A 22,068-nucleotide genomic window follows, 5' to 3' on the forward strand; every position below is an offset into this window, starting at 1 on the left:
GAGCCTAGATCAGCCCTGTGCCGCCTGACCAGGCGCGAGCCCGTCGAGGACCACACGACCGGCCACGGAGGCGGCGAACGCGACGGCCGCCGGCGACGAAGGTGGCGGGGGTGGCGGGTCGGTGGCCAGGCGGGCGTGCCGTTCGACGTCGTGGCGGACGCCCTCGTAGCAGAGCCTGCCGCGTTCGATCCCCTCGGCCAGGAAGCCCGCCTTGGTGGCCACCCGGCACGAGGCGGGATTGTTCGTCCGGTGGCCGAGCTCCAGCCGGAACAGCCCCCGCTCCTCGAACGCCCACCGGGCGAGCAGGTCGGTGGCGGCCGAGGCGACCCCCAGCCCCCGCACCTCGGGCATCGTCCAGTAGGAGACCCAGCCGTTGTCGTGGTCGTCGATGCCCGTCACCGCGACGTTGCCGACGACCCGGCCGCCGAGCGTCACCGCGAAGGCGTGCCCCACGCCGGCCCAGGCGGCGATCCAGCCCGTCGCGTCCTTCAGGGTCACGATGGGCCAGGGCGCCTGACGGCTCATGTCGGGTGCCTGGAACGCGGCGAGCACGGACGGAGCGTCGTCGGCACGCCACGGGCGGAGCTCGATGGTGGTGTGCGGCATCCCTGCCAGATTATCCCCCTATCCCGTGGGCCGCTTCGAAGGCCGTGACGAGCTGCTGGGGCGCGGTCAGGCACCACGCCTCGGCGACCAGCTCGAACAGCTCGTCATGGTCGACGCGGTCGAGGTGGATCACCACCCAGCCGTAGCGCCCGGCGGTGAACTGCTTCTCGAACACCTCGGGCCGCTCGGCCACCAGCGCGATCTGCTCCTCGATCGTGGCCTTGACCCCGACGGTCTCGGTCTCCTCCCACAGGTAGCCGAAGCCCTTGCCCCGCACCTTGAAGCTCACCCAGTCGCCGCCGCGGCCCGTCTCGACCTCCGGCAGCCCACCCACCAGCTTGAGGAACTCCTCGACGCTCACACCCATGGGCCCCTGTGTACCAGAGCCCGCCGACAAAGCGCGGCCTCAGGGCAGCAGCAGCCCCCAGTAGAGCCCCCACGGCACGAGCGCCAGCCCGCCCGCGAGCAGCAGCCCGAGCCGGACGCGCTCCCCGCGCGGCAGGGGACCGCGCTCCCGCCACCAGGCCCGTGCCGTCAGCGCGGCGGCCACCAGGCTCGCCACGGTGAGGGCCTGCAGCGCCAGCCAGGCCACCGGCCGGCCCGCCAGCAGCGGCCCCGGCGAGGCCAGCTTGGCGCCGGTCATCACCACGTACATCAGGTATCCGAACGAGCCCAGCACCACGGTGAGCCCGCCGCCGCTGAGCAGCCGCGCCGCCCGGCTCACCGGCGCGCGACCGGCCCGGCGCAGCCGGCGGGCCAGGGCGGCCACCGGGTAGCCGGCGAACGCCACGGCGAAGAGCACGAGCGCGGCCAGGTGCACCGCCGCCGACTCCCACCAGGCGGTGGGCGGCACGGGGAAGGTGGGCGTCTCCTGCACGGGGGCGGGCCCGGAGGTGCTCGCCGCCGGCGGCCGTCCCGAGGTGACGTCGCGCACCCAGGAGCCGACCAGGTCCGCGTAGCCGGGCGCCAGCCCGGGCAGCCGCCTGACGCCGCCGTCCGGCGTCAGGTGGGCGGCGTGGTCCGCTCCGGCGAAGAAGCGGAACGTGTAGTGGCGGTTGCCGCCCCGCTCGAACGCCTCGGCGAAGCCGGGCGGGCTCTCCCGGGGCGGGGTCAGCAGGTCGTGGACGCCCCAGATGCCGAGCACCGGCTGCCGGACGCGCTGCAGGGTCGGAGCCGGGTCGTAGTAGGGCTCCGGGAACAGGTCACCGTCGGCCAGCACCCGGTAGAGGGTGGGTTCGGTCCGTTCGACCAGCGGGCCCGACACGCCGGCCTTGCGGAGTCCGGCCGCCACGGCCCACGCCTGCTGGCGCAGCGGCTGGATGCTGTTGGCGCCCACGAGGACGACGAAGGCCACGTCCGCCGACCGGGACGCCGCGATCGGGGCGACCCAGCCGCCTTCGCTGAGCCCCCAGAGGCCGACCTTCGCCGGATCGACGCCGGGCTGCGACCGTAACGCGGCGACCGCGCCGAGCGCGTCGCCGGCGAGCTGCCCGTACGACCGCTCGAAGAGCGAATAGTCCACGGACCGCTTGTCGTAGACCAGCACCGCCATGCCGCGCCGGGCGAACTCCACGGCCTCGCCCAGGAGTTTGGTGCGGGGCGTGCCGGTGCCCGCCCCGTGCACGAGCACCAGGCCGGGCCGCCGCGCCGCGGCCCCCCGTGGTGCGAGGACAGTGCCGCGCAGGGTGAGGCCGCCGTCACCGTGGAAGCTCACCTCGGTGGTGGCGAGGTCGGCGGGTAGGGCGGGCGGCTCGTCGCCCGCCGCCGCCGCCGCAGTCGCGGTCGCGGTCGCGGTCGCGGGCCCGGCGGCGAACAGCGTGAACGCGGCGGCGATGACCGCCGCCAGCATGCGTCGTCGTCTCATGTTACCGACAATACTCTGCAGAGAGTTCTCGGCAAACATCTCTCTGCAGATCTCTTCCGTGAGGACTAGGCTGCTCGCCATGAAGGACGACGAGCCGTTCCTCCTCGACGACCCCGCCCGACTCAAGGCGCTCGCCCACCCCATGCGCCGCCGCATGCTGAGCCACCTGCAGATCCACGGCCCGGCCACCTCCACCACCCTCGGCGAGCTGCTCGGCGCCAAGACCGGCACGACCAGCTACCACCTGCGCCAGCTCGAGAAGTACGGCTTCATCGAGGAGATCCCCGAACGCTCGGCCGGTCGCGAGCGCTGGTGGCGCAAGGCGCCTGGCCCACGCGACCTGCGCCTGCCCACCCCCGACCAGCTCTCCCCCGAGGACCGCCCGGTGCTGGCCGAGTTCCACCGCATCGGGCTGGAGGAGGATCTGCGGATGCTCGAACGCCTGCCCGCCGTCTACGAACGCGACCCGCGCTGGGTCAAGGCGTCGCGCGGCCTGGGCCGGATGACCGAGGCCGAGTTCGAGGAGTTCTTCGAGGCGTACATGGCGCTGCTGACCGAGCACGCCCTGGGGGACGAGGAACCGGCGCCCGGCGCCCGGCCGATCCACATCCGCCTCTGGGCCTTCCCCGCCGACGACGGCTAAGGTACGACACCAGAACCGTGCAGAGTGGGAGGTAGGGTGACAATCTTCATAGCCCGCCTGCTCGCCCGGCTGACGCTGCTCGGCACCTGGTGGACGCCGGTGCTGGTGTTCGCCGCCGTGTTCGCGACGAGCTGGCCGCTCATGGCGCTCGCCGAGCCCGCCGGCAGCGCGCTCGTCCAACCCGGCACCTACTGGTGGTACTTCGTGGTGACCGCCGCGACCGTCGGCTACGGCGACTTCGCGCCGGAGACCACCGCCGGGCACGTCGTCGGCGCGTACGTCATCGTGGGCGGCATCGCCACCCTGACCACCGTCTTCACCAGGATCGCCGCCGCGCTGGAACAGAGCAGGGGACGAAGGATGCGAGGTGCCGTCACCGTGGACCACTCCGGGCACGTCGTGCTGCTGGGCTACACGCCCGGACGCACCGAGCAGATGGCCGACGAGCTGATGGCCGACGGCACGCGGGTCGTGGTGTGCGCCTGGGAGGAGGTCGCGACGCACCCGATGCCCGAGCACGGCGTGGAGTTCGTCCGCGGCGACCTGACCGACGAGAGCGTGCTGCGCCGGGCCGGCGTGCAGCGGGCGCACAGCGTCCTGGTGGACGCCCGCGACGACAACGAGGCGCTGGCCGTCGCCCTGACGGCCGACCACGTCACCGAGGGCGCCCATCTGGTGGTCGCCCTGCGCGACCTGCGCAGGGTGCGCCACCTGCGCTACGTCGCCGAATCGCTGAGCTGCGTCCAGTGGCACAGCCCCTACATGATCACCGAGGAGCTGCGGGACCCCGGCATCACCGAGATCTACGCGGAGCTGACGACCCACGGCGGCGCTGGCACCTACTCGGTCCGCCTGCCCACCTCGCTGGGCCCCGTGCCGGTCGAGCGCTGCCAGACCGCGCTCGGCCGCCACTACGGCGCCACGATGCTGGCCGCCCGCTCCGGCGACGCGCTGCTCGTCAACCCCGGCTGGCGCAGCGAGCTGCCGGCCGGCGCGGTGCTCTACTACATCGGCTCGCGCCGCCTCACCGCCGACGAGCTGACCGCCGCCCTTCGCTGAACGCTTCTCTGGCCTTCCCGGACAGGGCCCCCGAGCGGCGCCCTGTCATACGGTCGGAGCGGATCCGACATCCGGACTACGAGAGAGGGGCGGCCGGTGACTCCAGGCTGCGGCAACTGCGACTGCTACCTCGAAGACCTCGTGCTCGTCAAGCCACCCGGCGAGCGCTGACAGCACGATCCCACCGCGCTCAACCCACCGGTCATCCGCGCATGTCATGATCCTCTCGATCTCCGAGGATCCTCTGACAGGAGCAGCATGACGACTTTCGCGCGCCGTACGTTACGCGCCGTGCTCGCGGGCGGCCTGGTGGCCGCCACGCTGGTCTGGCCGGCGGGCGCATCGGCGGAGGCGGCCGCCGCCGCCTCCGTCTCGGTGGACTTCACCAAGCCGATCCGCAACATCTCCGCCGTCGACTACGGCGTCGGGATCACCGGCTACGGCGAGGGCTCGTACATCACCAACGACGCCAGGCACCGCGACCACCTGCGCCGGCTCGGCGTCGGCCGGATGCGGATCGAGCTGCACTACCAGACCCCGGGCGACCACGACAGCCCCATCGTGTGCGGCGGCTACAGGTGCGCCACCGAGGTGTCCGGCGACGCCTGGATCGCCGCCGTCCGCGACCTCGGCGCCGAGCCGGTCGTCATCCTCCAGGTGGACGGCCGCCAGAGCGCCGAGGTCAACCGGGACGACGCGGTCGCCCTCTACCGGCACTTCGCCGCCTCCGGCAAGCCGGTGCGGCGCTTCATCCTGGGCAACGAGCTCAACTGCGCGTGCACCCCGGACAAGCCGGAGATGCCGGCCGCGGAGTACAGCAGGCGCTTCAACCTCATCACCGACGCGCTGCGCGCCGTGGACCCGGCCGTCAAGGTCGGCGGGCCCGCCACGGCGTGGAACGACCACGACTACATCCGCGCCTTCCTGCGGGGCTCCGGCGACCGGGTGGACTTCGTCGACTACCACGACTACGGCAACGGCTCCGAGCCGATCACCGACGAGGCGCTGCTCGGCGACGTGATCCGCTCGTACGCGACCGACATCGCGGCCGTGCGCTCCCTCATCCGCTCGGAGCTGGGCCGCGACCTCGACCTGCAGATCGGCGAGTTCAACTCCGACTTCGACGACCCCGACGGCCACCGGACGCTGACCCACTTCAACACCCTGTGGGGCGCGGCGGCCCTCGGCCAGATGCTGCACGCCGGCGCGAGCGCCTTCCAGTACGGCGACAAGAACGGCCGGCTCGGCCTGACCAGCACCAAGGGAGAGGGCGGCATCGCACGCAGCGAGCCGCTGCCCATCTACCACGGCATCGGCATGTACACCGGCGAGGGCCTGTTCCGGCCGTTCGGCACGACGGTCGTCGAGGCGAGCGCCGACGACGACGAGCTGCACGTCTTCGCCTCCGACCACGCCAAGAACGTCGTCCTGGTCAACGTGGGCGACGAGCCGCTGGAGACCTCCCTCACCCTCACCGGGCTGACGAGCGGCACCGCGGCCGTCTGGCGGAGCACCGCCGACGCCTGGACCCCGCACCGGGCCGGCACGGCGGCCATCTCGGGCGGCCGGGCCACGCTGACGCTGCCGGCCGGCTCGGCCACCACCCTGGTGATCGGCGAGCCAGGCCTGACCGCGACGTACTTCGACAACGCCGACCTGACGGGCAGCAGCGTCACCCGCGTCGACCCCACCGTGAACTTCGACTGGGGCTCGGGCTCCCCCGACCCGGCCATCGGCCCCGACACCTTCAGCGCCCGCTGGACCGGCCAGGTGGTGATCGACAAGGCCGAGACGTACACCTTCATCACGACGAGCGACGACGGCGTGCGGCTGCGGGTGGACGGACGGCTGCTCATCGACGCCTGGACGGACCACTCCAAGCGCGACGACACCGCCCAGATCGCGTTGAGCCCCGGCAGGCACGACATCACGATGGAGTTCTACGACAGCGGCCACGACGCGATCGCGGAGCTGCGCTGGTCGAGTCCGTCCATCCCGCGTCAGATCATCCCGGCGGCGCGTCTCGTCACGGGTTAGGCGGGTGGCCGGCCGGTGCGGCCGGACGCCGGTCGGCCACCCGTTTCACGCGGCTCCTCGTGCTCCCGCTCAGAAGGCGTAGCGGACCCGGCAGTACGGCAGCCGTTCCCCGATGAGCCCGGTGAGGGCGGCGACGTAGCGGCCCTTGAGCCCGGTGCGGTAGCGCACGTTGCGCCCGCCGGTCTCCGAGCGCTTGGCCTGCTGCAGGTCGGGCCGCCAGAGCAGGTCCTCGGCCTTGGGATGCCAGCCGAGATTGACCTCGTGCAGCCGGTCGTTGTGGGTGAGGAAGATCACCTCGGCGGCGAGCTGCCGCCTGGCGGCCGGGCCGACGGCGTCGTCGAGCAGGCCGAGCAGCTCCACCCAGTCCTCCAGCCAGCCGTCGCGCACCACGACCGGGCTGAGGTTGACGTGCACCTCGTAGCCCGCCGCGACGAAGTCGTCGATCGCCGCCAGCCGGTCGGCGATGGAGGAGGTGCGGATGTCGAGCAGCTTGGCGTCGGCGGCGGGCATCAGGCTGAAGCGGACCCGGGTGCGACCCCGGGGATCCCAGCCGAGCAGGTCGCGGTTGACGTGCTTGGTGGCGAAGCTGGCCTTGGCGTTCGGCAGGTCGCGGAACAGCTCGACCAGGTCGCGGACGTTGGCCGAGATGGTCGCGTCCACCGAGCAGTCGGAGTTCTCGCCGATGTCGTAGACCCAGGAGTCGGGGTCCACCTGGTCGGGCTCCGGCTTGACGCCCTGCCGGCCGGCGTGCCGGCGGAGGTACCCGGTGATCTGCTCGATGTTGGCGAACACGGTGATGGGGTTGCTGTATCCCTTGCGGCGCGGGACGTAGCAGTAGGCGCAGGCCATCGCGCAGCCGTTGGCGGTGGAGGGGGCGATGAAGTCGGCCGAGCGGCCGTTGGGCCGGGCCGTCAGCGACTTCTTCACACCGAGCACCAGCGCCTCAGTCTTGATCCGCACCCAGCGGGCCACGTTGGCCTCGTCGCCGTACAGCTCGGGGATGCGGTGGTGGCCGGCGATCTCGACCAGCTCGGCCCCCGGAAAGCGGTCGAGCACCTCGCGGCCGCGCGGCAGCTCGGCGGCGGCGGGCTCGACGTAGATGCGCCGGATGTCGAGCAACGGGTGACGTTCGATGGCACTCACTTTGATGGAACGTTCCAGGTCAGCCAGGGCTTCCGCCCGCGGGTCGCTGCTCGACCGGGCAGGCGTACGCCGTCCGCGAGGCGAGCGGCCACGCCCGCACCTCGGCCCCGCAGCGGCGGCAGAGCTCGCGCTTGTAGACCCACCGCTCGTCGGGCGCCTCCGGGTCGCTCACCACCTGCCCGGCGTCACGGCCCAGCGCCAGGAACCGCACGGCGGCGTCCCACAGCAGGCCCGCACGCTCGGCGCCGACCCCGCGCTCGTCCGGGTCGAGCCCGGCCAGGAACAGCAGCTCGGCCCGCCACGCGTTGCCGATGCCCGCCCATACGGCCTGGTCGAGCACGGCGGCGCCGACGGGCGCGCGGGCGGCGACCAGCCGCCGCACCGCCTCGTCGCGGTCGGCGTCGGACCGCAGCGGATCCGGCCCCAGCCGGCCGCGCAGCTCCGCCTCCCGCGCCGGGCTCAGCGGCTCGCACCGGGCCGGGGCGATGAGGTCGAACGCCACCTCGTCCGTGGCCAGCCGGAGCCGGGTGCCCGCGCGGGGCTCCACCGCCGGATCGTCGTACGCCAGGAAGACGCCCCGCATGCCGAGGTGCACGTGGAGGGCTTCGGCGCCCTCGATCCGGTAGAGCAGGTGCTTGCCCACCGCCTCCACGTCGGTGACGAGCCGCCCGTCGTACGGGCGCGCGTCGAACCGGCCCTGCGGGCTGGTCGCGCGCACCACCCGCCCGGCCAGCGCCTCGCGCAGCCGCCCCGCGTAGCGGTGGAGCAGGTGGCCCTCCGGCATGCCCGCCGACCTACCCCGTGCCGGGGCGGCCATTCCCCACGCGCAGGCCGGGGCTCCGGGTGAGGCCGAGGCGGCCGAGGAGGTCGTCCATCATGTCCTCGAACAGCGGCAGGTGGTCACCGAAGGCGGCCCGGAGGTGGCCGTAGACGGCCAGGCAGAGCAGGCCGTAGATCTGCCGCCAGCAGGTCATCATGAGCAGCGCCACGCCGACGGGCAGGTCCAGGCCGATGATGTCGCGATAGACGCGGAGCTGCGGCGCGAGGTCGGGGGCGATGTCCTCCTCGGCGGGGTGGGGCAGGCGTCCCTCGCGCAGCAGCCGGGCGAACAGCTCACCGAACAGGCGGCCCAGCTCGCGCAGGATGACCGTCGGGATGCCGTCCTCCCCCGCGACTTTGGGGAAGGCGGCGCCCATGAGCAGGTCGAACCCGGCCCTGTTGGCCATCGACCAGTCGAGCACGGCGCGGGTGGCGGCGTGCAACTGGGCGCTGACGTCGTCGGGGTCCTGGCGGGCCACGGCGCGGGCGACGGTCTCGATGAACTCGGCCGTGACGTCGTCGTAGACGGCGCGGACGAGACCCGCCCGGCCGTCGAAGTAGCGGTAGAGGGCGGGCGGGGTCACCCCGACGGCCCTGGCCACGGCGGCCAGGGTGAGGCCCTCGACACCTTCCTCCTCGGTGATCCGGCGGGCGGCGGCCGTGGCATCGCGTTCGAGCTCGGCCCGGAGTCGTTCCCGTCGCGTCAACCCTGTCATCCGCCCATCTTCTCGGCTCTGGACCGTGACGGCCACTTGCGGTGAAGGGTCAACACATGGTTAATGGTGTTCGCACTTTAACGGATCATCACTGAAGGAGTCATGGATGCGCGTGCGCGGAGGCGGCCGAACGGCGACGGTGGCCGCGATCCTCCTGCTGGCCACGGCCTGCGCGAGGGGCGCCGATCCGGCCGTCGCGCCGCAGCGGGCGCCCGGCACCCCGACCACCCCGGCCACCCCCGACGCCGGGAAGGCGGCGCTGGCCGAAGCGGCGAAGAGCCTGGCGGCCCTGATGTCCGCCCCCGGGCCGGTCGTCTGCTCGCGCAGCGGCGACCACTGGCAGGCCGCGGCCTACGACGACGCCTTCCGTACCCGTACCGCGCACTTCTCCAGCGCGACGATCGAGCCGCACCTGATGGAGGTCGCCGCGAAGGCGGGCGGCGACGAGGCGTCCGTCCGCGGCCTGTGCGAGGCCGGCGTCAGCTCGGTCTCCCCCGACGGCCGGCGCGTCGCCGTCGAGGTGGGGCTGGCCGACAGCACCGGGACGCGCGTCGGCTGGCTCGACCTCGGCACGGGGGTGTTCACGGACGTCACCGCCACGTCGAACAAGAAGGGGTACGTCTCGCGGACGTTCACCGACGAGAAGCCCGGCTTCGCCGCCGACGGGTCGTTCTGGTTCCTGCGCGACCACCAGGAGTACGTCTCGGCCGACCCCACCGGCCGGCTGACCCCGCGGCAGCTCAGCCTGGCCTGCTTCGGCAGAAGGGGCGACGACACCTACCACCACGTCGTGAAGTCCGTCGCCGTGCTGTGCCCGGGCGGCGTCGTCCATCCGTCCGGGAGGTTCGCCGCCGCGTCGAGGGGCGTCGCCCAGTGGCTGAGCACCGTCCAGGGATTCCAGCTCGACCTCATCGCGAAGAAGGTGGACAGGTACTCCGACGCCCCCGACTTCAAGCCGTTCGCCATGCAGGTCGCCGTGCGGGACGACGGCGAATGGCGCGACTGCACGCCCGTCACCTGGCTCGACGCCACCGACCTGCTCTGCGCGGGCGCGAGCAACGACTACTACACCGTCGCGGTCGACCCGGCCCTCGCCCGCGGCGACCTCGAACACGTGCAGTCGACGAAGGTGAAGGTCAAGGCCGAGATCGCCCCCGCCACCGAGACGCCGATCATCTCGGTCGCCGTCTCCCGGGACCGCCGCTCGCTGATCATCGCGGCCGGCGACGACGAGGCCGGCACGGCCAAGCTCTACCGCGCGAGCCTGGTCACCCCCGGCGACCCCGTGGAGATCGGCCCCGTCCCGGCGGAGCTGCGGGAGAACCTCGCCCTGCGCAGGAGCTGACGCTCGGTCAGGCCACCCGGGACGACGGAACCGTCCAGGTGTTGCACGACGCCGGCGACTTGCTTCGGAAGCCCTTGTCGAGCCAGGCGGCGATGTTGCGGCCCTTGCCGTGGTCACGGGCCTTGGTCCACTCGTCGCCACTCTCGCGGTTGACGTCCAGGAGTTCCTCCCAGTCCTCGCCCGTCCGGTCCAGGGAGTTCCAGACGCTGCCCATGAACACGCCGGCCAGGCACTGGGCCTGCAGTTCGTTGCGCCGGATCTGCTCGTTCAGCTCGCTCTTGCTCCGGTACGGGTAGCGGTCGAAGGCGCGGCCCATGCCCGTGACGTTCTGCACGTGGTGCGCGTATTCATGGGCGACCAGCATAAAGAGGAACAGGTCCTCAGGTTCGCCGATCGTGTCGTCATCCAGGATGATGAGAAAACGCCGCTCGGCGGGACAATAGACGCCCGCGGTGTGCTTTCCCCAGCGGTCCCCGCAGTATCGGCGCGGCTTGGTGATGAACCCGATGCGCGCCTTGGCGAACGGCATCCCGGCGCGCTTGAGATGCGCGCCCCAGGAGGCGTTCAGGCAGTTGAAGACCGCGGTCAGGTAGCGCTTGGCGGAGGGGACGTCGTTCGCCTCGATGGCACGTTCGGGGCACGCGCTCGGCCGGAGCTCGCCGGTGCGGTACAGCTTGTTCCTGGTGAGGGCTGGATCCTTGACGGGATAAGCGGTCGCGTGCGCCGTTCCCGAGAACAGGAGGAAGAAAAGCGCGCAGGCCGCAACAAGGGGGGTGAAACGCATGAGGCGCATCATAGTGGGGGTGACCCTCATATTCCGTTACGTCGTGAACATGACGATCAAGCGAACTCCCCACGAATCGGGCATACCCGAAACCGCGGCTGCGACGTCCGAATCCAGCCAGCGCGCCACCCGCCTCGCTGTGACGCTGGGACCATGACCACAGCACTGACGCAACACCGGCAGGACGACGCCTGGGCGGTGATGGAGCGGTTCTACGCGGCCGAGGCGGCGTACGTCGCGGCAGGCGGGTACGGCGCGGCCGACTACGCCGAGGTGGCGGTCCACCTGGACCCCGAGGTGGTGCTGCACCAGGCGCCCGGCCTGCCGTTCACCGGCACCGGGACGTGGCGCGGCCATGACGGGCTGGAGCGCTTCCTGGCCAGGTTCAGCGAGCTCTGGGAGTCGATGGAGTTCCTGGAGCAGGAGCACTGGGGCGACGGTGACACGGTCGTGGTGCGCAACCGCGTCCGCTTCCGCGCCCGCGCCACCGGACGGGACGTGGAGACCGAGATTCTCCAACTGATCCGGGTACGGGACGGCCGCATGCTCGAATGCCGCCCCTTCTACTGGGACCCCACGGGCGTCGCCACGGCCTGCGCGGACCCCGCGATGTGACCGACGACACATCCGCAGGCGCGCCGCAGCGCCCTGGAAGCGGCTCCACGATGCCTCCCGCCGTCGCCCAGGGCGAGGCTGCCGGGCGACGGACCCGGGCCGTGACGGCTCCGGCGACGGGCGTGCGACACCGCCTCCACGACGTCGCCAGCGGGCCCACAAGAGGCCGCTGACCTGCACGGACGCATCCCGCCCGCCGTACGATCAAGGGGACCGCCGACGCGACGGAGGGAACCCCCGTGAACCGCAACATCCGCACCATGGACGACGTCATGAGGCTCCTCGACCGGCTGTTCGCCCCGGACGCGGACCGGTGGACGGCGGACGCGGCCGGCTGGTGGGACGCCTTCTACGCCGACCGCGACCGGGCGGTTCCCTTCTTCGCCGACAAGCCGGACGAGAACCTGGTGTCGTATCTCGACCGCGGGCTGCTCCGGCCGGGCCGCGCCCTGGACCTGGGCTGCGGGCCGGGGCGCAACGCGGTCCACCTGGCCTCGCTCGGCTTCGAGGTGGACGCCGTGGACCTGTCCTCCACCGCCGTCGCGTGGGCCGGGGAACGCGCCCGGGAGGCGGGTGCCGAGGTGCGGTTCCACTGCGGCGACGCCTTCGCCGTCGAGCTCCCCGGCCGGTACGACCTGGTCTACGACTCCGGCTGCCTGCACCACCTGCCGCCGCACCGCCGGGTGAGCTACCTCGGCCTGCTGGACCGGGTGCTGGCCCCCGGCGGCCACCTCGCCCTCACCTGTTTCGCCGCCGGGGCCATGGGCTCCGAGCTGCCCGACGACGCGTTCTACCAGCAGGGGCGCCTGCACGGCGGCCTCGCCCACACCCCCGGCGAGCTGCGGTGGATCTTCTCCGACTACACGGCGGTCGAGCTGCGGCCGATGCGGGAGCAGCCTCCCGGCGCCGCCTCCTTCGGGGTCCCCTTTCTGCTGACCGCCCTGTTCCGGCGACCGCCGGTTGCCTGACGCGTAACCTACAGGTTACACTTTCGGTCGTGGACCGGGTAGCGGGCGCGATCGCCGACCCCGTACGGCGGGAGATCCTCATGATGCTGCGCGACGAACAGCTCTCGGCAGGACAGATCGCCGAACGGTTCGTCATCAGCCGGCCCGCCGTGAGCCGCCACCTGCGCGTCCTCAGGGACAGCGGGCTGGTGAGCGACGAACTCGTCGGCAGGCAACGGTTCTACGTCCTGCGCACCGGCCCGCTCACCGAGGTCACCGACTGGATCGCCCGGCTCACCCGGCCTTCCGGCTGGGAGCACCGCCTCGACGCCCTGGAGACAGAGGTCTACCGGACCCGCCGCGACCACCGCGACCACCGCGACCGCGATCCGGCCACCCGACGAAGGGAAGACACAGCATGAGCCCCACTCCCACCGGCCGACTGGTGCGCACCGGCGCCGGCAGCGACCTCGTCCTGACCCGCACGTTCCGCGCCCCCGCCGAGGACGTGTGGGCCAGCCTCACCGAGCCCGACCGCACGGCCCGCTGGTTCGGCCCCTGGGAAGGCGACGCGGCCCCCGGCCGGACGGTCAAGGTCCAACTGGCCTACGAGGAGCAGACGCCCTGGTGCGACCTGCGCATCGACGCCTGCGAGCCCCCGCGGCGGCTGGCCGTGTCCATGACGGACCCCTCCGGATCCTGGCGGCTGGAGCTCCTGCTGTCCGAAACGGACGACGGCACCGAGCTGCGGCTCGTCCAGCACCTCAGCACCGACGACGGCCTCGGCGAGATCGGCCCCGGCTGGGAGTACTACCTCGACATGCTCGTGGCCGCCCGCGACGGCTCACCCCGGCCCGACTTCGGCGACTACTACCCCGCGCTCAAGCCCCACTTCGACGCCCTGACCGCCTGAGGCTCCCGCGACGAGCCGGGGCTCTCAGTAGCTGTCGCTCCAGTGATACCAGGGGCCCCGGATGTGCTCGAAGGTCGAATGGACCGAGTCGACGGGGCCGTTGTCGGCCGGACGCTCCGCCGGGCTGTAGACGTAGCCGTACGGGTCCACGCCACCGATGTCGTCCAGCTTGAAGTACACCCGGTCCCCGTCGCGGTAGACGTCCTCGAACGTGATCCACCCGATCTCCCGGGGCCGCTCCGCCGGGTCGTCGTCAGTGCGGATCGTCCGGGCCACCCGCTCCATGTCCGCGACGGACCTGTCGAACCGTTGCTCCTCGATGAGCCCGCAGGCCGACGACGACGCGACCGCCGCCCCGGCGAGCGCGGCCGCCACCCCCCGCCACCATGACGCGAACCGGTCGCCCACCCCACCACCCCCGTCGAGCGCCATGATCACCCGACAGCCTACGCGGCCGCGGCCTTACGGCAGTCGCTTGAGGGGACGGACGAACCAGCGGGCCGCCGAGGGCGTGCACAGTTCGATGACGATCGCCAGCGGCAGGACCGTGCTCGGGTGGATCAGGCTCAGCCAACCGAACTCACCGTCCATGGCGGCCGTGATGAGGTGAGCACCAGCGGCGACCGTCTCGAAGGCGAGGGCACACCAGCGCACCCACTTCCCGCGGGACGACCATCGAAAGATCAGCCACCCCAGGAGCGCCACGACCAGGACAGGTTGGAGCAGCAGGACAAGAAGCTCTGGGTCGCCGAGAGCGGCCACGATGCCCGGCATCATGATCGCCGTGCCGAAAAGGCCGAGGGCAAGCTGCAGGATCAGGAGAAACCTGGCGGCTCGTACGGTGGCCGGCATCCGCTCGGCTGCAACCTCCTCCGTCACACGATCATTGTGCCGCATGGCGGACGTCTCCGGCCGTTCCGCGACGAAGAGCCATCCACCGGCCTCAGATGGGGTGCAACCGGAACGGTGGAGCCGACCGCCTGGCGGAAAGGGACGCAACCCGGGAGCGGCCTTCGGGATAGAGAGGTGAGTCAACACCCCGAACCCGAAGGAACCGATCATGTGGCGATGGACAGAGTGGTGAGCCGGCCCACGGAGCAGCTCGACGACCGGGAGATCGTCGCCGCCTCCGAGGAAGACCCCGAGGCGTTCGGCGAGCTGTTCCGTCGCCACTCGCCGCGACTGCACGCCTACGTCAAACGTCGCCTCGGGCGTACTCTCGCCGACGACATCGTGGCGGAGACGTTCGCGACCGCGTTCCGGCAGCGGCGGCGATTCGACGGGCGTTCGGAGTTCGGCGCGTGGCTGTGGGGCATCGCCAGCAACCTGATCGCCAAGCACCATCGGCAGGAGACCCGCATGTTCCGGGCGTTCGCCCGGACTGGCGTGGACCCCGCCACGGACGGCGTCGCGGAACTGGTCAGCGAGCGCGTGGTCGCCGCGGCGCACAGCCCTCGGCTGGCCAAGGCCCTCGCCTCGCTGAGTGCGCAGGACCGCAGCGCCATCCTGTTGCTGGCCTGGGGTGAGCTGTCGTACGCCGAGATCGCGGCGATTCTGGAGCTGCCCCTCGGCACCATCAAGGCCAAGATTCACCGGGCTCGAACGAAGCTCCGCAACAGCCTTCCGGGGGAGGACCACGATGGATGAACTCGACGCGCTGCGCCGGATGCGGACGACACTGGCCCGTGAGGAGAGTCCGGACGTGCTCGCGCTGCGGGCCGACTGGCGCGCCGCTCCCCTGCCACGCCCCCGCCGCAGATTCACGGCTCCGCTGGTCAGCTCGATGGCGGCGGCCGTCCTGGTCGCCGCGTCCCTGGCCGCGGTCTCGGTGACGTCGGACGCGGACCCGCCCGTCCAGCCGGGCGAGCGCGAGAGTCCGGACGCGCCGGGCAACGCGCTGCTGGTGGCCGCCGCCAACGTGCGGCCGGAGCCGGCCGGCACGTACTGGCACACCACCCGCGTCGCCGGGAAGATCCACGCGGTGGGTGAGAGCGCGGCGGATCACTACAAGGTCGAGTCGAGGATGCGGTACGACCACTGGACCGCGCGGAACGGCACGGCGTGCACCGCCGTCCAGGACCTGCCTGCCCGCCCGTGGAGCGCCCGCGACCGGCGGGGATGGCAGGAGGCAGGAGCTCCCACGAAGGTGCGGGTCGCGACCCCGGACGGGCCGGGCACCCTGTTCATGGACGCGCCGGACAGGAAACCGATCTGCCGCACGACCCGTGACCAGCGCTTCTTCGGCATGACAGCGCGGCAGCTGGCCTCCCTGCCGACCCAGCCCGAGCAGTTGCGCACGGCCCTGCTGGACCTCGAAGGCAACTGGTCGGCGTACGCGCCTGAGGTGACGAGGCAGCCGATCCGGGCCCTGGAGGGTGAGACGCGTGTTCGGGCGCTGAGCGATGTGGCCGGCACGCTGCTCGCCCTGGCGCCCGCCCCTCCGGCGGTGCGCGCAGCCGCGTTCCGGATGCTCGCCACCCTGCCCGGCGTCAAGGTCGAGGGCAGGATGACCGACCCGCTGGGCCGCGCCGGCGTGGGCATCTCCCTGCCGCTGGAGACGACCATTCCCCTCGGCCTGTCCACCGCGCCCAGGCAACTCGGTACCTACCGCCGCCAGTGGATCATCAACCCGGGCGACGGAACGCTGCTGGCCATGCGGGACGTGGTGGCGACGCCACCACGGGGCTCCCGTGCCCTCCCCCCAGGAGACGACGGCAAGCCCCGCCGCCTCACGGCCGGAACCCAGCCCGACCGCTTCCACCAGCCCGGCGAGGTGTCCGAGTACGAGACGTACGAAGCCGCCGAGTGGACCGACGTGCCGCCGCCCGGCTGACCCGCCGAACTCCTGGCCGACGAGCGACGCGAGGACCTCTCCGAACATCCTCGCGTCCTCGTCCCCGCCGGCGGCGCTCAGCCGGACCACTCTCGCGGCGCCGGCGGTCAGCGCGTCGGTCCCCAGACCGGCGGGGCGCTCGACGGGGCGCCCCGGACCAGCCGTCGTCGCACTACGATCAAGCCTCATTGTGCGCATTCACCGTTCTGCGGCTTCCGCCTACTTGGTCGTCACGCTCGGTTCGATCATCGTCAGCCTGGTGATCGGCACCGCGACACCGGCCTGGCTGGTCACCCTGTGGTATCCGCCCGGCGAGACCGCCGGGGAGTCCCCGCTGGTTCCGGTGCTGGGCGGCTTGCTGCTGCTCGGGCTGGTGAACACGTGGATGCTGTGGCAGGTTCTGCGCCGGCCCGCGCCTGTGGCCGTGCCGATGCGTCGGCCGGCCAGGTGGCTACGGCTGCTGCTGTACGCCGACGTGGTGTGGCTGCTGATCCCCTCGTTCCTGCCCTACATGGTCGAGATGGTCATCGGGCTGGCGCTCTGGGTGCCTGCACTCGTGCTGTTCACGGTGGTGGTCACCGGGTCAGGCCGGCCATTTCGGCTGGCTGTGCTCCTGCTCGGGCTGGTGGAACCGGCCACATCGCTCGCGGGTGGCCTGGCGGACGATGCGACGTTCCAACTCTTCACAAGTCCGGCCTACCGGGTGGCTGTCCTGGCCACGGGAGTGGCCTCGTCCGTCATGATGGTGATGCTCCTGCTCGCTCAGCGGCGCGACGGCCGCTGGAGCCGCGTGACGTTCCTCATCGGTCTGGGCACCTTCGCGAGCGCGTTCCTGGTCGAGCTCGTGGACGCCCTGACGAGGGGCGGCACGATCGAGTCGATCGCCGAGGCGATGGATGTGCTCTACGTCGTCTGGCTGGCGCGCACGGCGCACGAACTGAGCCGTGAGCCGAAGCGGCAGGCGCCTTCGCGCGTGCCCACGGCGGTCACGGCTGTGGCCGCGGTCCTCATGCTGTTGGCGGTCGGGCCCGAGGGCGGCCCGCGTCTCAGCTACACCTGGCAGAAGGACGGGCTGAGGGCTTGCACGGCGTGGTTTACCCTGCCGCGTGTCGCGGACGTCCCGCCCCACGAGCGCCATCGGGCCTATCTGTGCGGCGTGAGCAAGCCTGATCGGCAGGTCGCGGACCAGGAGCTCCTCGGCAAGGGCCGGGCCGCGTGCGCCAGGTTCGCGGCGGGAGAGCCGGTCAGGGCTCGCCCTGCCCTGCTCGCGCTGCTCTGCCCGGAAGTGATCGGCCGGAAATATCCGGACTTATTGTTGTCATCCGCCCAGGTACAGCGACAACAGGCCGAGAAGGAGAACATCCAGCGCGAGCAGTTGGCACGCGAGGCGCGCGAGGAGGACGCCCGGTGCCGCGACCCGTGGCCCGCGCTCCGCACTCGCTTCCAGGCGACCGCGTCCTACTACGACTGGGACTCCCAGCCCTACGGAATCCACGATCCGAAGGCGAACACCGAGGAAGATTCCTCGGCGATCCGGAACGCGGAGCCGACCGACATCCTGGTAACCAGCGGTCGACTGGCCCTGGTCTTCACACCCAGCCAGGACTGGGCGACCTGCGTCACGGCGAAGGCGTTGCGCTCGGCCCCGCCACCCCTGCGACGCAGAGGCTGGGACGAGGTGGTCGAGGCGGACATCGTCAGCGAATCGGGACACCTGACGATGCAGACGCTGTCGGCGAGCAAGGTGCGCTTCCCCAACCTCGCCCGGAGCGGCCCCGGCACCTACCGGCTGCGGCTGTACACGCGCCCGGGCGAGGATCTGATCCTCATCTATCCAGCCAGGAGGGCGGCGTAGACCCCCGCAGGGGGTCGCCCGTCGGGGCGGCCGGCAGGACGGGTGGCGTGGATCACGTGCTCTAGCTCGGCTCGGCGGGTGTGAGCGCACGGATGACGTGCTCGATCAACGTGTCGAGGTACTCGGGCTCCGGCAGGCTGCGATGGGACCCACACTCAGCCTGCTTAGTCCGCCCGCCATCCACCCTCCTCCTGGAGTTCAGGTGCCGTCCTGACCTGGCCGAACAACTCCGCCGCTTCGTCACGCGTATGGTGCCCGCTCCCTGGGAGACGCTGACCTTCGCCGCCGGCCCGTCCCCCGGGGCGAATTCTCGCTCAGGCATGCTCATACGAGGAGTCTGCTACCCGAAGTAGCAAACGCGTTGGTCCTCCGCTCTACACAGACGTGGACGCTAACCCGGCGGGCCCACCTGCTCGTGGACCACCTCCACCAATCCGTACGGGATTGTACGGTTTTCGGTGTAACTCCTGATCAAGGAGAACGCACCTGATGAGTACGGTGATCCAGGCATCGACGGAGATCGACCTGGAGGACGCCGCGGTGGCGCGTAAGAAGCCGGACAACTCGACGGATCGGGAGCTGGTGGCCAGGCTGGTCGACCAGGCGCGAGCCGAAGGGGTGGAACTGGTCGGTGAGAACGGGCTGCTGGGCCGGCTGACCAAGCTGGTGCTGGAGTCCGCTCTCGAAGGCGAGATCACCGACCATCTCGGCTACGACAAGCATGAACGCTCCGGCAACGAGAGCGGCAACACCCGCAACGGCAGCCGGGCCAAGGCCGTCATCACCGACGTCGGGCCGGTGGAGATCACCGTGCCACGCGATCGGGACGGCAGTTTCGAGCCGAAGATCGTGCGCAAACGGCGATCATAAGCCTGGACCCGACCGGCAAGGGCCGCAAACGCTGGATCACCCGCTGGAAGGCCGCTCTGAACGCCTTCGCCATCACCTTCGAAGGCCGCCTGACCCCGACCACCCGATAGAACCAGTCAAGATCGAGATACACCGATTACGGGACACACCCCAGCGCGCTGTCCAGGTAGCGGGTGTTCCACAGCACGATTGCAGTTGAGCACCAGGCCGAGCGCGCACAGAGAGCGTCCCAAAAATCCCAATCCCTCGAACTACTTCGCTGAGATCACCTCAGTGACGGGTGTGAAAGCAATCCGCCCTTTTGGTGGAGTGAGAGGTGTGACTACCAATGTGACGGCTTCGGATTCCGTTGATCCATCGGAGATGATCAGCGACGCGGCTCTGGTGGAGCTGTCGCGCCGAAGTCCTGAGCGGTTCGGGGAGATCTATGACCGGTACGTGAGAGAGATCCATGCGTATCTAGGGCGGCGACTCGATTGGCAGGCCGCGGACGATCTCACGGCCGAGGTGTTCCTGGCCGCGTTCAGGAAACGCGAGACGTTCGATCCCCAGCGTGGCACGGTCCGTCCCTGGCTGTACGGCTTCGCCGGCAACGTAATAGCGCTACACCGGCGCGCCGAAGCCCGGCGGCTTGCGGCGCTGCAGCGCAACGCGGCCGCCCACGACAGCACGGAACACGGACACGAGGAACGGGTGGTCACCCGCGTCGATGCCGGGAGCGCACAGGGGCGGCTCGCGGCGGAGCTGCGCGCGCTGTCCGACGGCGACAGGGACGTGCTGCTGCTGAGCGCGCTGGGCGAGCTGAGTCATGAAGAGGTAGCTCAGGCGCTCGACATCCCGTACGGGACCGTCGGATCGCGCCTGTCACGAGTGCGCAAGAAGCTTCGTGCCGCGCTGGACGGCATCAATCCCATGCTTGGAGGCTCTGATGGATGATTACCAGGCGGTGCGGGAGCTGCTGCCCGCGCCGCCGCTGTCGCCCGAGGTCGAGCGGGCCGGGCGCGAACGGCTGGCCGCCGCGTTCGCCCAGGAGCGGCGACGCGGCCGTAGGGCTGCCAGGTGGAGCGCGCTGGGGCTCGCCCTGGCGGGGGCCGCGGCCGCGGCGGTTGTCGTGTTCACGCAGACGGTGCCCTCGGGCGCGCCAGCCACTTCCGGCACGGTCACCCAAGCGGACGGCAAGCAGTTTCTGCTGGTCGCGGCGGCCACGGTGGCCGCCATGCCGGACGAGGGCACATGGTGGGGCAGCACGGAGGTCCACGGCCGGCAGTTCCACGAACCAGGCGGCCGGTACGTTCTGCAGAAGAGCGAGACGATCGAGACATGGATCCCCGCGGACCCCGAAGGGCTGACCTGGTATCGCCAGACTCCCCATGGAGTCAAGCCCGCGACGCCCCAGGACGAGGCGGCCTGGCGCGCCGACGGCTCGCCCACGTCCTGGACATACGATAGGTCCCGGACAGGGGGACTCCCCGAGGAGGTCGTACGGGCGGAGCCCGGCGAGCGGCGCACGTGGTCCACCGAGGACTGGGACTTCCGTATCCTCACAGCGGGCAAGCCGCTGACCAAGATGAGCGACCTCCCCGACACCCCCGAGGGACTGAAGCGGCTCTTCAACGCCGACGACCGCACGACCATCGATACCGCGGCGCGGCTGCTGTTCTTCGCGCCGGTGGCAAGCGAGACCAGGGCCGCCGCCTACCGGCTGCTCGCCTCCGTGCCCGGAGTCACCGCCGTCGGGCAGGTGACCGACGCACTGGGCCGGACCGGACAGGCGATCGAGTACACGTCCAGCGAGTTCGTCCCGCCCGGCCACGCGGGGACGACCATGACCAGGCTGGTGATCGACCCCGTTTCCGGCAAACCGCTTTCCCTCGAAACCCGTTCCGCCGCCGACGGCCTGCTCCTACGGTACACCGCGATCCAGGACAGCCGCTGGGCGGCAGACAACCCATTGGAGAAGAAATGAGATTCCCCCTTGCCGTCGCCGCTGGGCTGGTCATCGCCGGCCTGACCGCCACGCCCGCGGCCGCCGACACGCCGAAGGGCGCATACTGGCGGGTCGAGACGACCCACATCACGACTCATCCCCGCCCTGTCGGCAGCGGCTACTACCTAACCCAGCGCGAGGTCAGCACCGAGTGGCTGTCGCCCGAGGGCAAGAGCTGGAGTGGCTTTCGCGAACTGGGCGCCAAGCCCGCGACCCCGAAGGACGAGGCGGCCTGGCGCGCCGACGGGTCGCCGACCACGTGGGACTACCGCACGGAGGGCATGAAGATCCGCCTGTCCACCGCCCCGGGCCAGGGCCATATCACGCCGACCAAGGGACGGCCGGACGGATTCCGACTGGGCGAGAAGTATGTCACCTACCAGCGGCTCCAGGCGCTGCCCACGGACGCTGAGACGCTCAGGAAGCACCTCGTGGCGGACGTCAAAGCCTGGATCGACGTGGCAGCGCAGGAGGCCAAGACCACCAGCCCGAATTCCAAGAAGGACGACTGGCTGGTCAACCTCGACAGGTACGTGGCCGGACGGGCGAGCGAGCTGCTGTACGCGAACCCGGTGCCCAAGAAGGTCAGAACCGCCGCCTACCAGGTGCTGAAGACGACCAAGGGCGTCACCGACCTCGGCCGGGCCAAGGACCCGCTGGGCCGCACCGGCCACAAGCTGGCTCTGCCCATCCCCTCCAACAAGGACTCGGTGCTCAAGCAACAGCTCCTGGTGGACACCAAAACCATGACGCTGCTGGCCAAGTACACCGACCTCAAGGACGGCGGCAAGCCGATGCTCGGCAAGTCCGGCGTGCAGACCATCACGGCCGGCTGGACAGACGACAAGCTTACCGCTCCCGCCGCTGACTGACACCTCTACCGCTGCCCTGGCCTCAGCGCCAGGGCAGCGGCCATCCCCAAGCATCCCGACCCCTCAGAGCGTGTTTGAGATGGGTGATCAGCTTCATTCGCAGACGTAGCGGGGCTGGCGTCGGGCGGGCCCTCCTCGGGTGATGCGGCGTGTCATGCCC

The 22,068-nt window shown here is 71.2% G+C and carries 23 protein-coding genes and 1 pseudogene; 15 read left to right on the forward strand and 9 right to left on the reverse strand.

The genetic code is table 11. From position 1 onward, the window contains the following. Positions 1-9: 9 nt before the first annotated feature. From ACGF0J_RS28410 to ACGF0J_RS28420, 3 genes are read right to left on the reverse strand one after another with little or no spacing between them, the layout of a single operon-like run. Complete coding sequence (locus ACGF0J_RS28410) at positions 10-606, reverse strand: GNAT family N-acetyltransferase (RefSeq protein ID WP_393150470.1); 597 nt, start codon at positions 604-606, stop codon at positions 10-12. Positions 607-616: 10 nt separating this feature from the next. Next, a complete protein-coding gene (locus ACGF0J_RS28415) occupies positions 617-973 on the reverse strand; it encodes an MmcQ/YjbR family DNA-binding protein (protein WP_393150472.1) in 357 nt (118 codons plus the stop codon). Between the two features lie 39 nt (positions 974-1,012). Continuing rightward, complete coding sequence (locus tag ACGF0J_RS28420; protein ID WP_393150474.1) at positions 1,013-2,470, reverse strand: alpha/beta hydrolase family protein; 1,458 nt, start codon at positions 2,468-2,470, stop codon at positions 1,013-1,015. Positions 2,471-2,549: 79 nt separating this feature from the next. Here ACGF0J_RS28420 and ACGF0J_RS28425 point away from each other — a divergent pair, with 79 nt between their 5' ends. The 3 genes from ACGF0J_RS28425 (at position 2,550) to ACGF0J_RS28435 (ending at position 6,209) form a co-directional block, all read left to right on the forward strand. Beyond that, the gene (locus tag ACGF0J_RS28425; RefSeq protein ID WP_393150476.1) at positions 2,550-3,113 is read left to right on the forward strand and encodes an ArsR/SmtB family transcription factor; all 564 of its coding nucleotides are present in this window, start codon (positions 2,550-2,552) and stop codon (positions 3,111-3,113) included. A 36-nt stretch (positions 3,114-3,149) separates the two neighbouring features. Beyond that, positions 3,150-4,172 carry an NAD-binding protein gene (locus ACGF0J_RS28430; protein WP_393150478.1) on the forward strand — a complete coding sequence of 341 codons (1,023 nt, stop codon included), beginning with the start codon at positions 3,150-3,152 and terminating at the stop codon, positions 4,170-4,172. Between the two features lie 258 nt (positions 4,173-4,430). Beyond that, a complete protein-coding gene (locus ACGF0J_RS28435; RefSeq protein ID WP_393150480.1) occupies positions 4,431-6,209 on the forward strand; it encodes a PA14 domain-containing protein in 1,779 nt (592 codons plus the stop codon). Positions 6,210-6,278: 69 nt separating this feature from the next. Here ACGF0J_RS28435 and ACGF0J_RS28440 read toward each other — a convergent pair whose 3' ends face one another. The 3 genes from ACGF0J_RS28440 to ACGF0J_RS28450 are packed head-to-tail and all read right to left on the reverse strand — an operon-like array spanning position 6,279 to position 8,887. After that, positions 6,279-7,352, reverse strand: coding sequence for a spore photoproduct lyase family protein (locus tag ACGF0J_RS28440; RefSeq protein WP_393150482.1), 1,074 nt, complete (start codon positions 7,350-7,352; stop codon positions 6,279-6,281). Between the two features lie 19 nt (positions 7,353-7,371). Continuing rightward, the gene (locus ACGF0J_RS28445) at positions 7,372-8,136 is read right to left on the reverse strand and encodes a DNA-formamidopyrimidine glycosylase family protein (protein ID WP_393150484.1); all 765 of its coding nucleotides are present in this window, start codon (positions 8,134-8,136) and stop codon (positions 7,372-7,374) included. 10 nt (positions 8,137-8,146) lie between these two features. After that, positions 8,147-8,887 (reverse strand): TetR/AcrR family transcriptional regulator, encoded by a 741-nt coding sequence (locus tag ACGF0J_RS28450; protein WP_393150486.1) that lies wholly within the window; start codon positions 8,885-8,887, stop codon positions 8,147-8,149. Positions 8,888-8,993: 106 nt separating this feature from the next. On the opposite strand from ACGF0J_RS28450, the gene ACGF0J_RS28455 reads away from it, so the two are divergent. After that, the gene (locus ACGF0J_RS28455; RefSeq protein ID WP_393150488.1) at positions 8,994-10,232 is read left to right on the forward strand and encodes a hypothetical protein; all 1,239 of its coding nucleotides are present in this window, start codon (positions 8,994-8,996) and stop codon (positions 10,230-10,232) included. Between the two features lie 7 nt (positions 10,233-10,239). On the opposite strand, the gene ACGF0J_RS28460 is transcribed toward ACGF0J_RS28455, so the two are convergent. After that, on the reverse strand, positions 10,240-11,016 hold the full coding sequence (locus ACGF0J_RS28460) for a neutral zinc metallopeptidase (protein ID WP_393150490.1): 777 nt from the start codon (positions 11,014-11,016) through the stop codon (positions 10,240-10,242). A 153-nt stretch (positions 11,017-11,169) separates the two neighbouring features. On the opposite strand from ACGF0J_RS28460, the gene ACGF0J_RS28465 reads away from it, so the two are divergent. The 4 genes from ACGF0J_RS28465 (at position 11,170) to ACGF0J_RS28480 (ending at position 13,491) form a co-directional block, all read left to right on the forward strand. Beyond that, positions 11,170-11,631: a nuclear transport factor 2 family protein gene (locus ACGF0J_RS28465; protein ID WP_393150492.1), complete on the forward strand. Its 462-nt coding sequence runs from the start codon at positions 11,170-11,172 to the stop codon at positions 11,629-11,631. 239 nt (positions 11,632-11,870) lie between these two features. Beyond that, entirely contained in the window at positions 11,871-12,599 is a 729-nt protein-coding gene (locus tag ACGF0J_RS28470; RefSeq protein ID WP_393150494.1) for a class I SAM-dependent methyltransferase, read from the forward strand. A 29-nt stretch (positions 12,600-12,628) separates the two neighbouring features. Beyond that, positions 12,629-13,000, forward strand: a complete 372-nt coding sequence (locus ACGF0J_RS28475) for a metalloregulator ArsR/SmtB family transcription factor (RefSeq protein ID WP_393150496.1) — start codon at positions 12,629-12,631, stop codon at positions 12,998-13,000. Then, positions 12,997-13,491 carry an SRPBCC family protein gene (locus ACGF0J_RS28480; RefSeq protein ID WP_393150498.1) on the forward strand — a complete coding sequence of 165 codons (495 nt, stop codon included), beginning with the start codon at positions 12,997-12,999 and terminating at the stop codon, positions 13,489-13,491. Before ACGF0J_RS28475 ends, ACGF0J_RS28480 begins: the two co-directional genes overlap by 4 nt. Positions 13,492-13,515: 24 nt before the next feature. Here ACGF0J_RS28480 and ACGF0J_RS28485 read toward each other — a convergent pair whose 3' ends face one another. Both ACGF0J_RS28485 and ACGF0J_RS28490 read right to left on the reverse strand, forming a co-directional pair. Then, complete coding sequence (locus tag ACGF0J_RS28485; protein WP_393150500.1) at positions 13,516-13,923, reverse strand: hypothetical protein; 408 nt, start codon at positions 13,921-13,923, stop codon at positions 13,516-13,518. 30 nt (positions 13,924-13,953) lie between these two features. Continuing rightward, positions 13,954-14,370, reverse strand: coding sequence for a hypothetical protein (locus ACGF0J_RS28490; RefSeq protein WP_393150502.1), 417 nt, complete (start codon positions 14,368-14,370; stop codon positions 13,954-13,956). A 189-nt stretch (positions 14,371-14,559) separates the two neighbouring features. Here ACGF0J_RS28490 and ACGF0J_RS28495 point away from each other — a divergent pair, with 189 nt between their 5' ends. From ACGF0J_RS28495 to ACGF0J_RS28525, 7 genes and pseudogenes are all read left to right on the forward strand, one after another. Next, positions 14,560-15,138, forward strand: coding sequence for an RNA polymerase sigma factor (locus tag ACGF0J_RS28495; RefSeq protein ID WP_393150504.1), 579 nt, complete (start codon positions 14,560-14,562; stop codon positions 15,136-15,138). Then, a complete protein-coding gene (locus ACGF0J_RS28500; RefSeq protein ID WP_393150506.1) occupies positions 15,131-16,324 on the forward strand; it encodes a CU044_5270 family protein in 1,194 nt (397 codons plus the stop codon). Before ACGF0J_RS28495 ends, ACGF0J_RS28500 begins: the two co-directional genes overlap by 8 nt. 223 nt (positions 16,325-16,547) lie before the next feature. Continuing rightward, positions 16,548-18,179 (forward strand): hypothetical protein, encoded by a 1,632-nt coding sequence (locus ACGF0J_RS28505; protein WP_393150508.1) that lies wholly within the window; start codon positions 16,548-16,550, stop codon positions 18,177-18,179. A 489-nt stretch (positions 18,180-18,668) separates the two neighbouring features. Next, positions 18,669-19,043 (forward strand): annotated as a pseudogene (locus ACGF0J_RS28510) (transposase); the annotation flags it as partial. Positions 19,044-19,367: 324 nt separating this feature from the next. Then, complete coding sequence (locus tag ACGF0J_RS28515) at positions 19,368-19,985, forward strand: RNA polymerase sigma factor (protein ID WP_393150510.1); 618 nt, start codon at positions 19,368-19,370, stop codon at positions 19,983-19,985. Continuing rightward, positions 19,978-21,015 (forward strand): CU044_5270 family protein, encoded by a 1,038-nt coding sequence (locus ACGF0J_RS28520; protein WP_393150512.1) that lies wholly within the window; start codon positions 19,978-19,980, stop codon positions 21,013-21,015. Before ACGF0J_RS28515 ends, ACGF0J_RS28520 begins: the two co-directional genes overlap by 8 nt. Beyond that, positions 21,012-21,908 (forward strand): hypothetical protein, encoded by an 897-nt coding sequence (locus ACGF0J_RS28525; protein ID WP_393150514.1) that lies wholly within the window; start codon positions 21,012-21,014, stop codon positions 21,906-21,908. The genes ACGF0J_RS28520 and ACGF0J_RS28525 overlap by 4 nt, the downstream gene beginning before the upstream one ends. The last annotated feature ends 160 nt before the right edge of the window (positions 21,909-22,068 follow it).

The sequence above is a fragment of the Nonomuraea sp. NPDC047897 genome (assembly GCF_043204415.1).
Taxonomy (GTDB): Bacteria; Actinomycetota; Actinomycetes; order Streptosporangiales; family Streptosporangiaceae; genus Nonomuraea.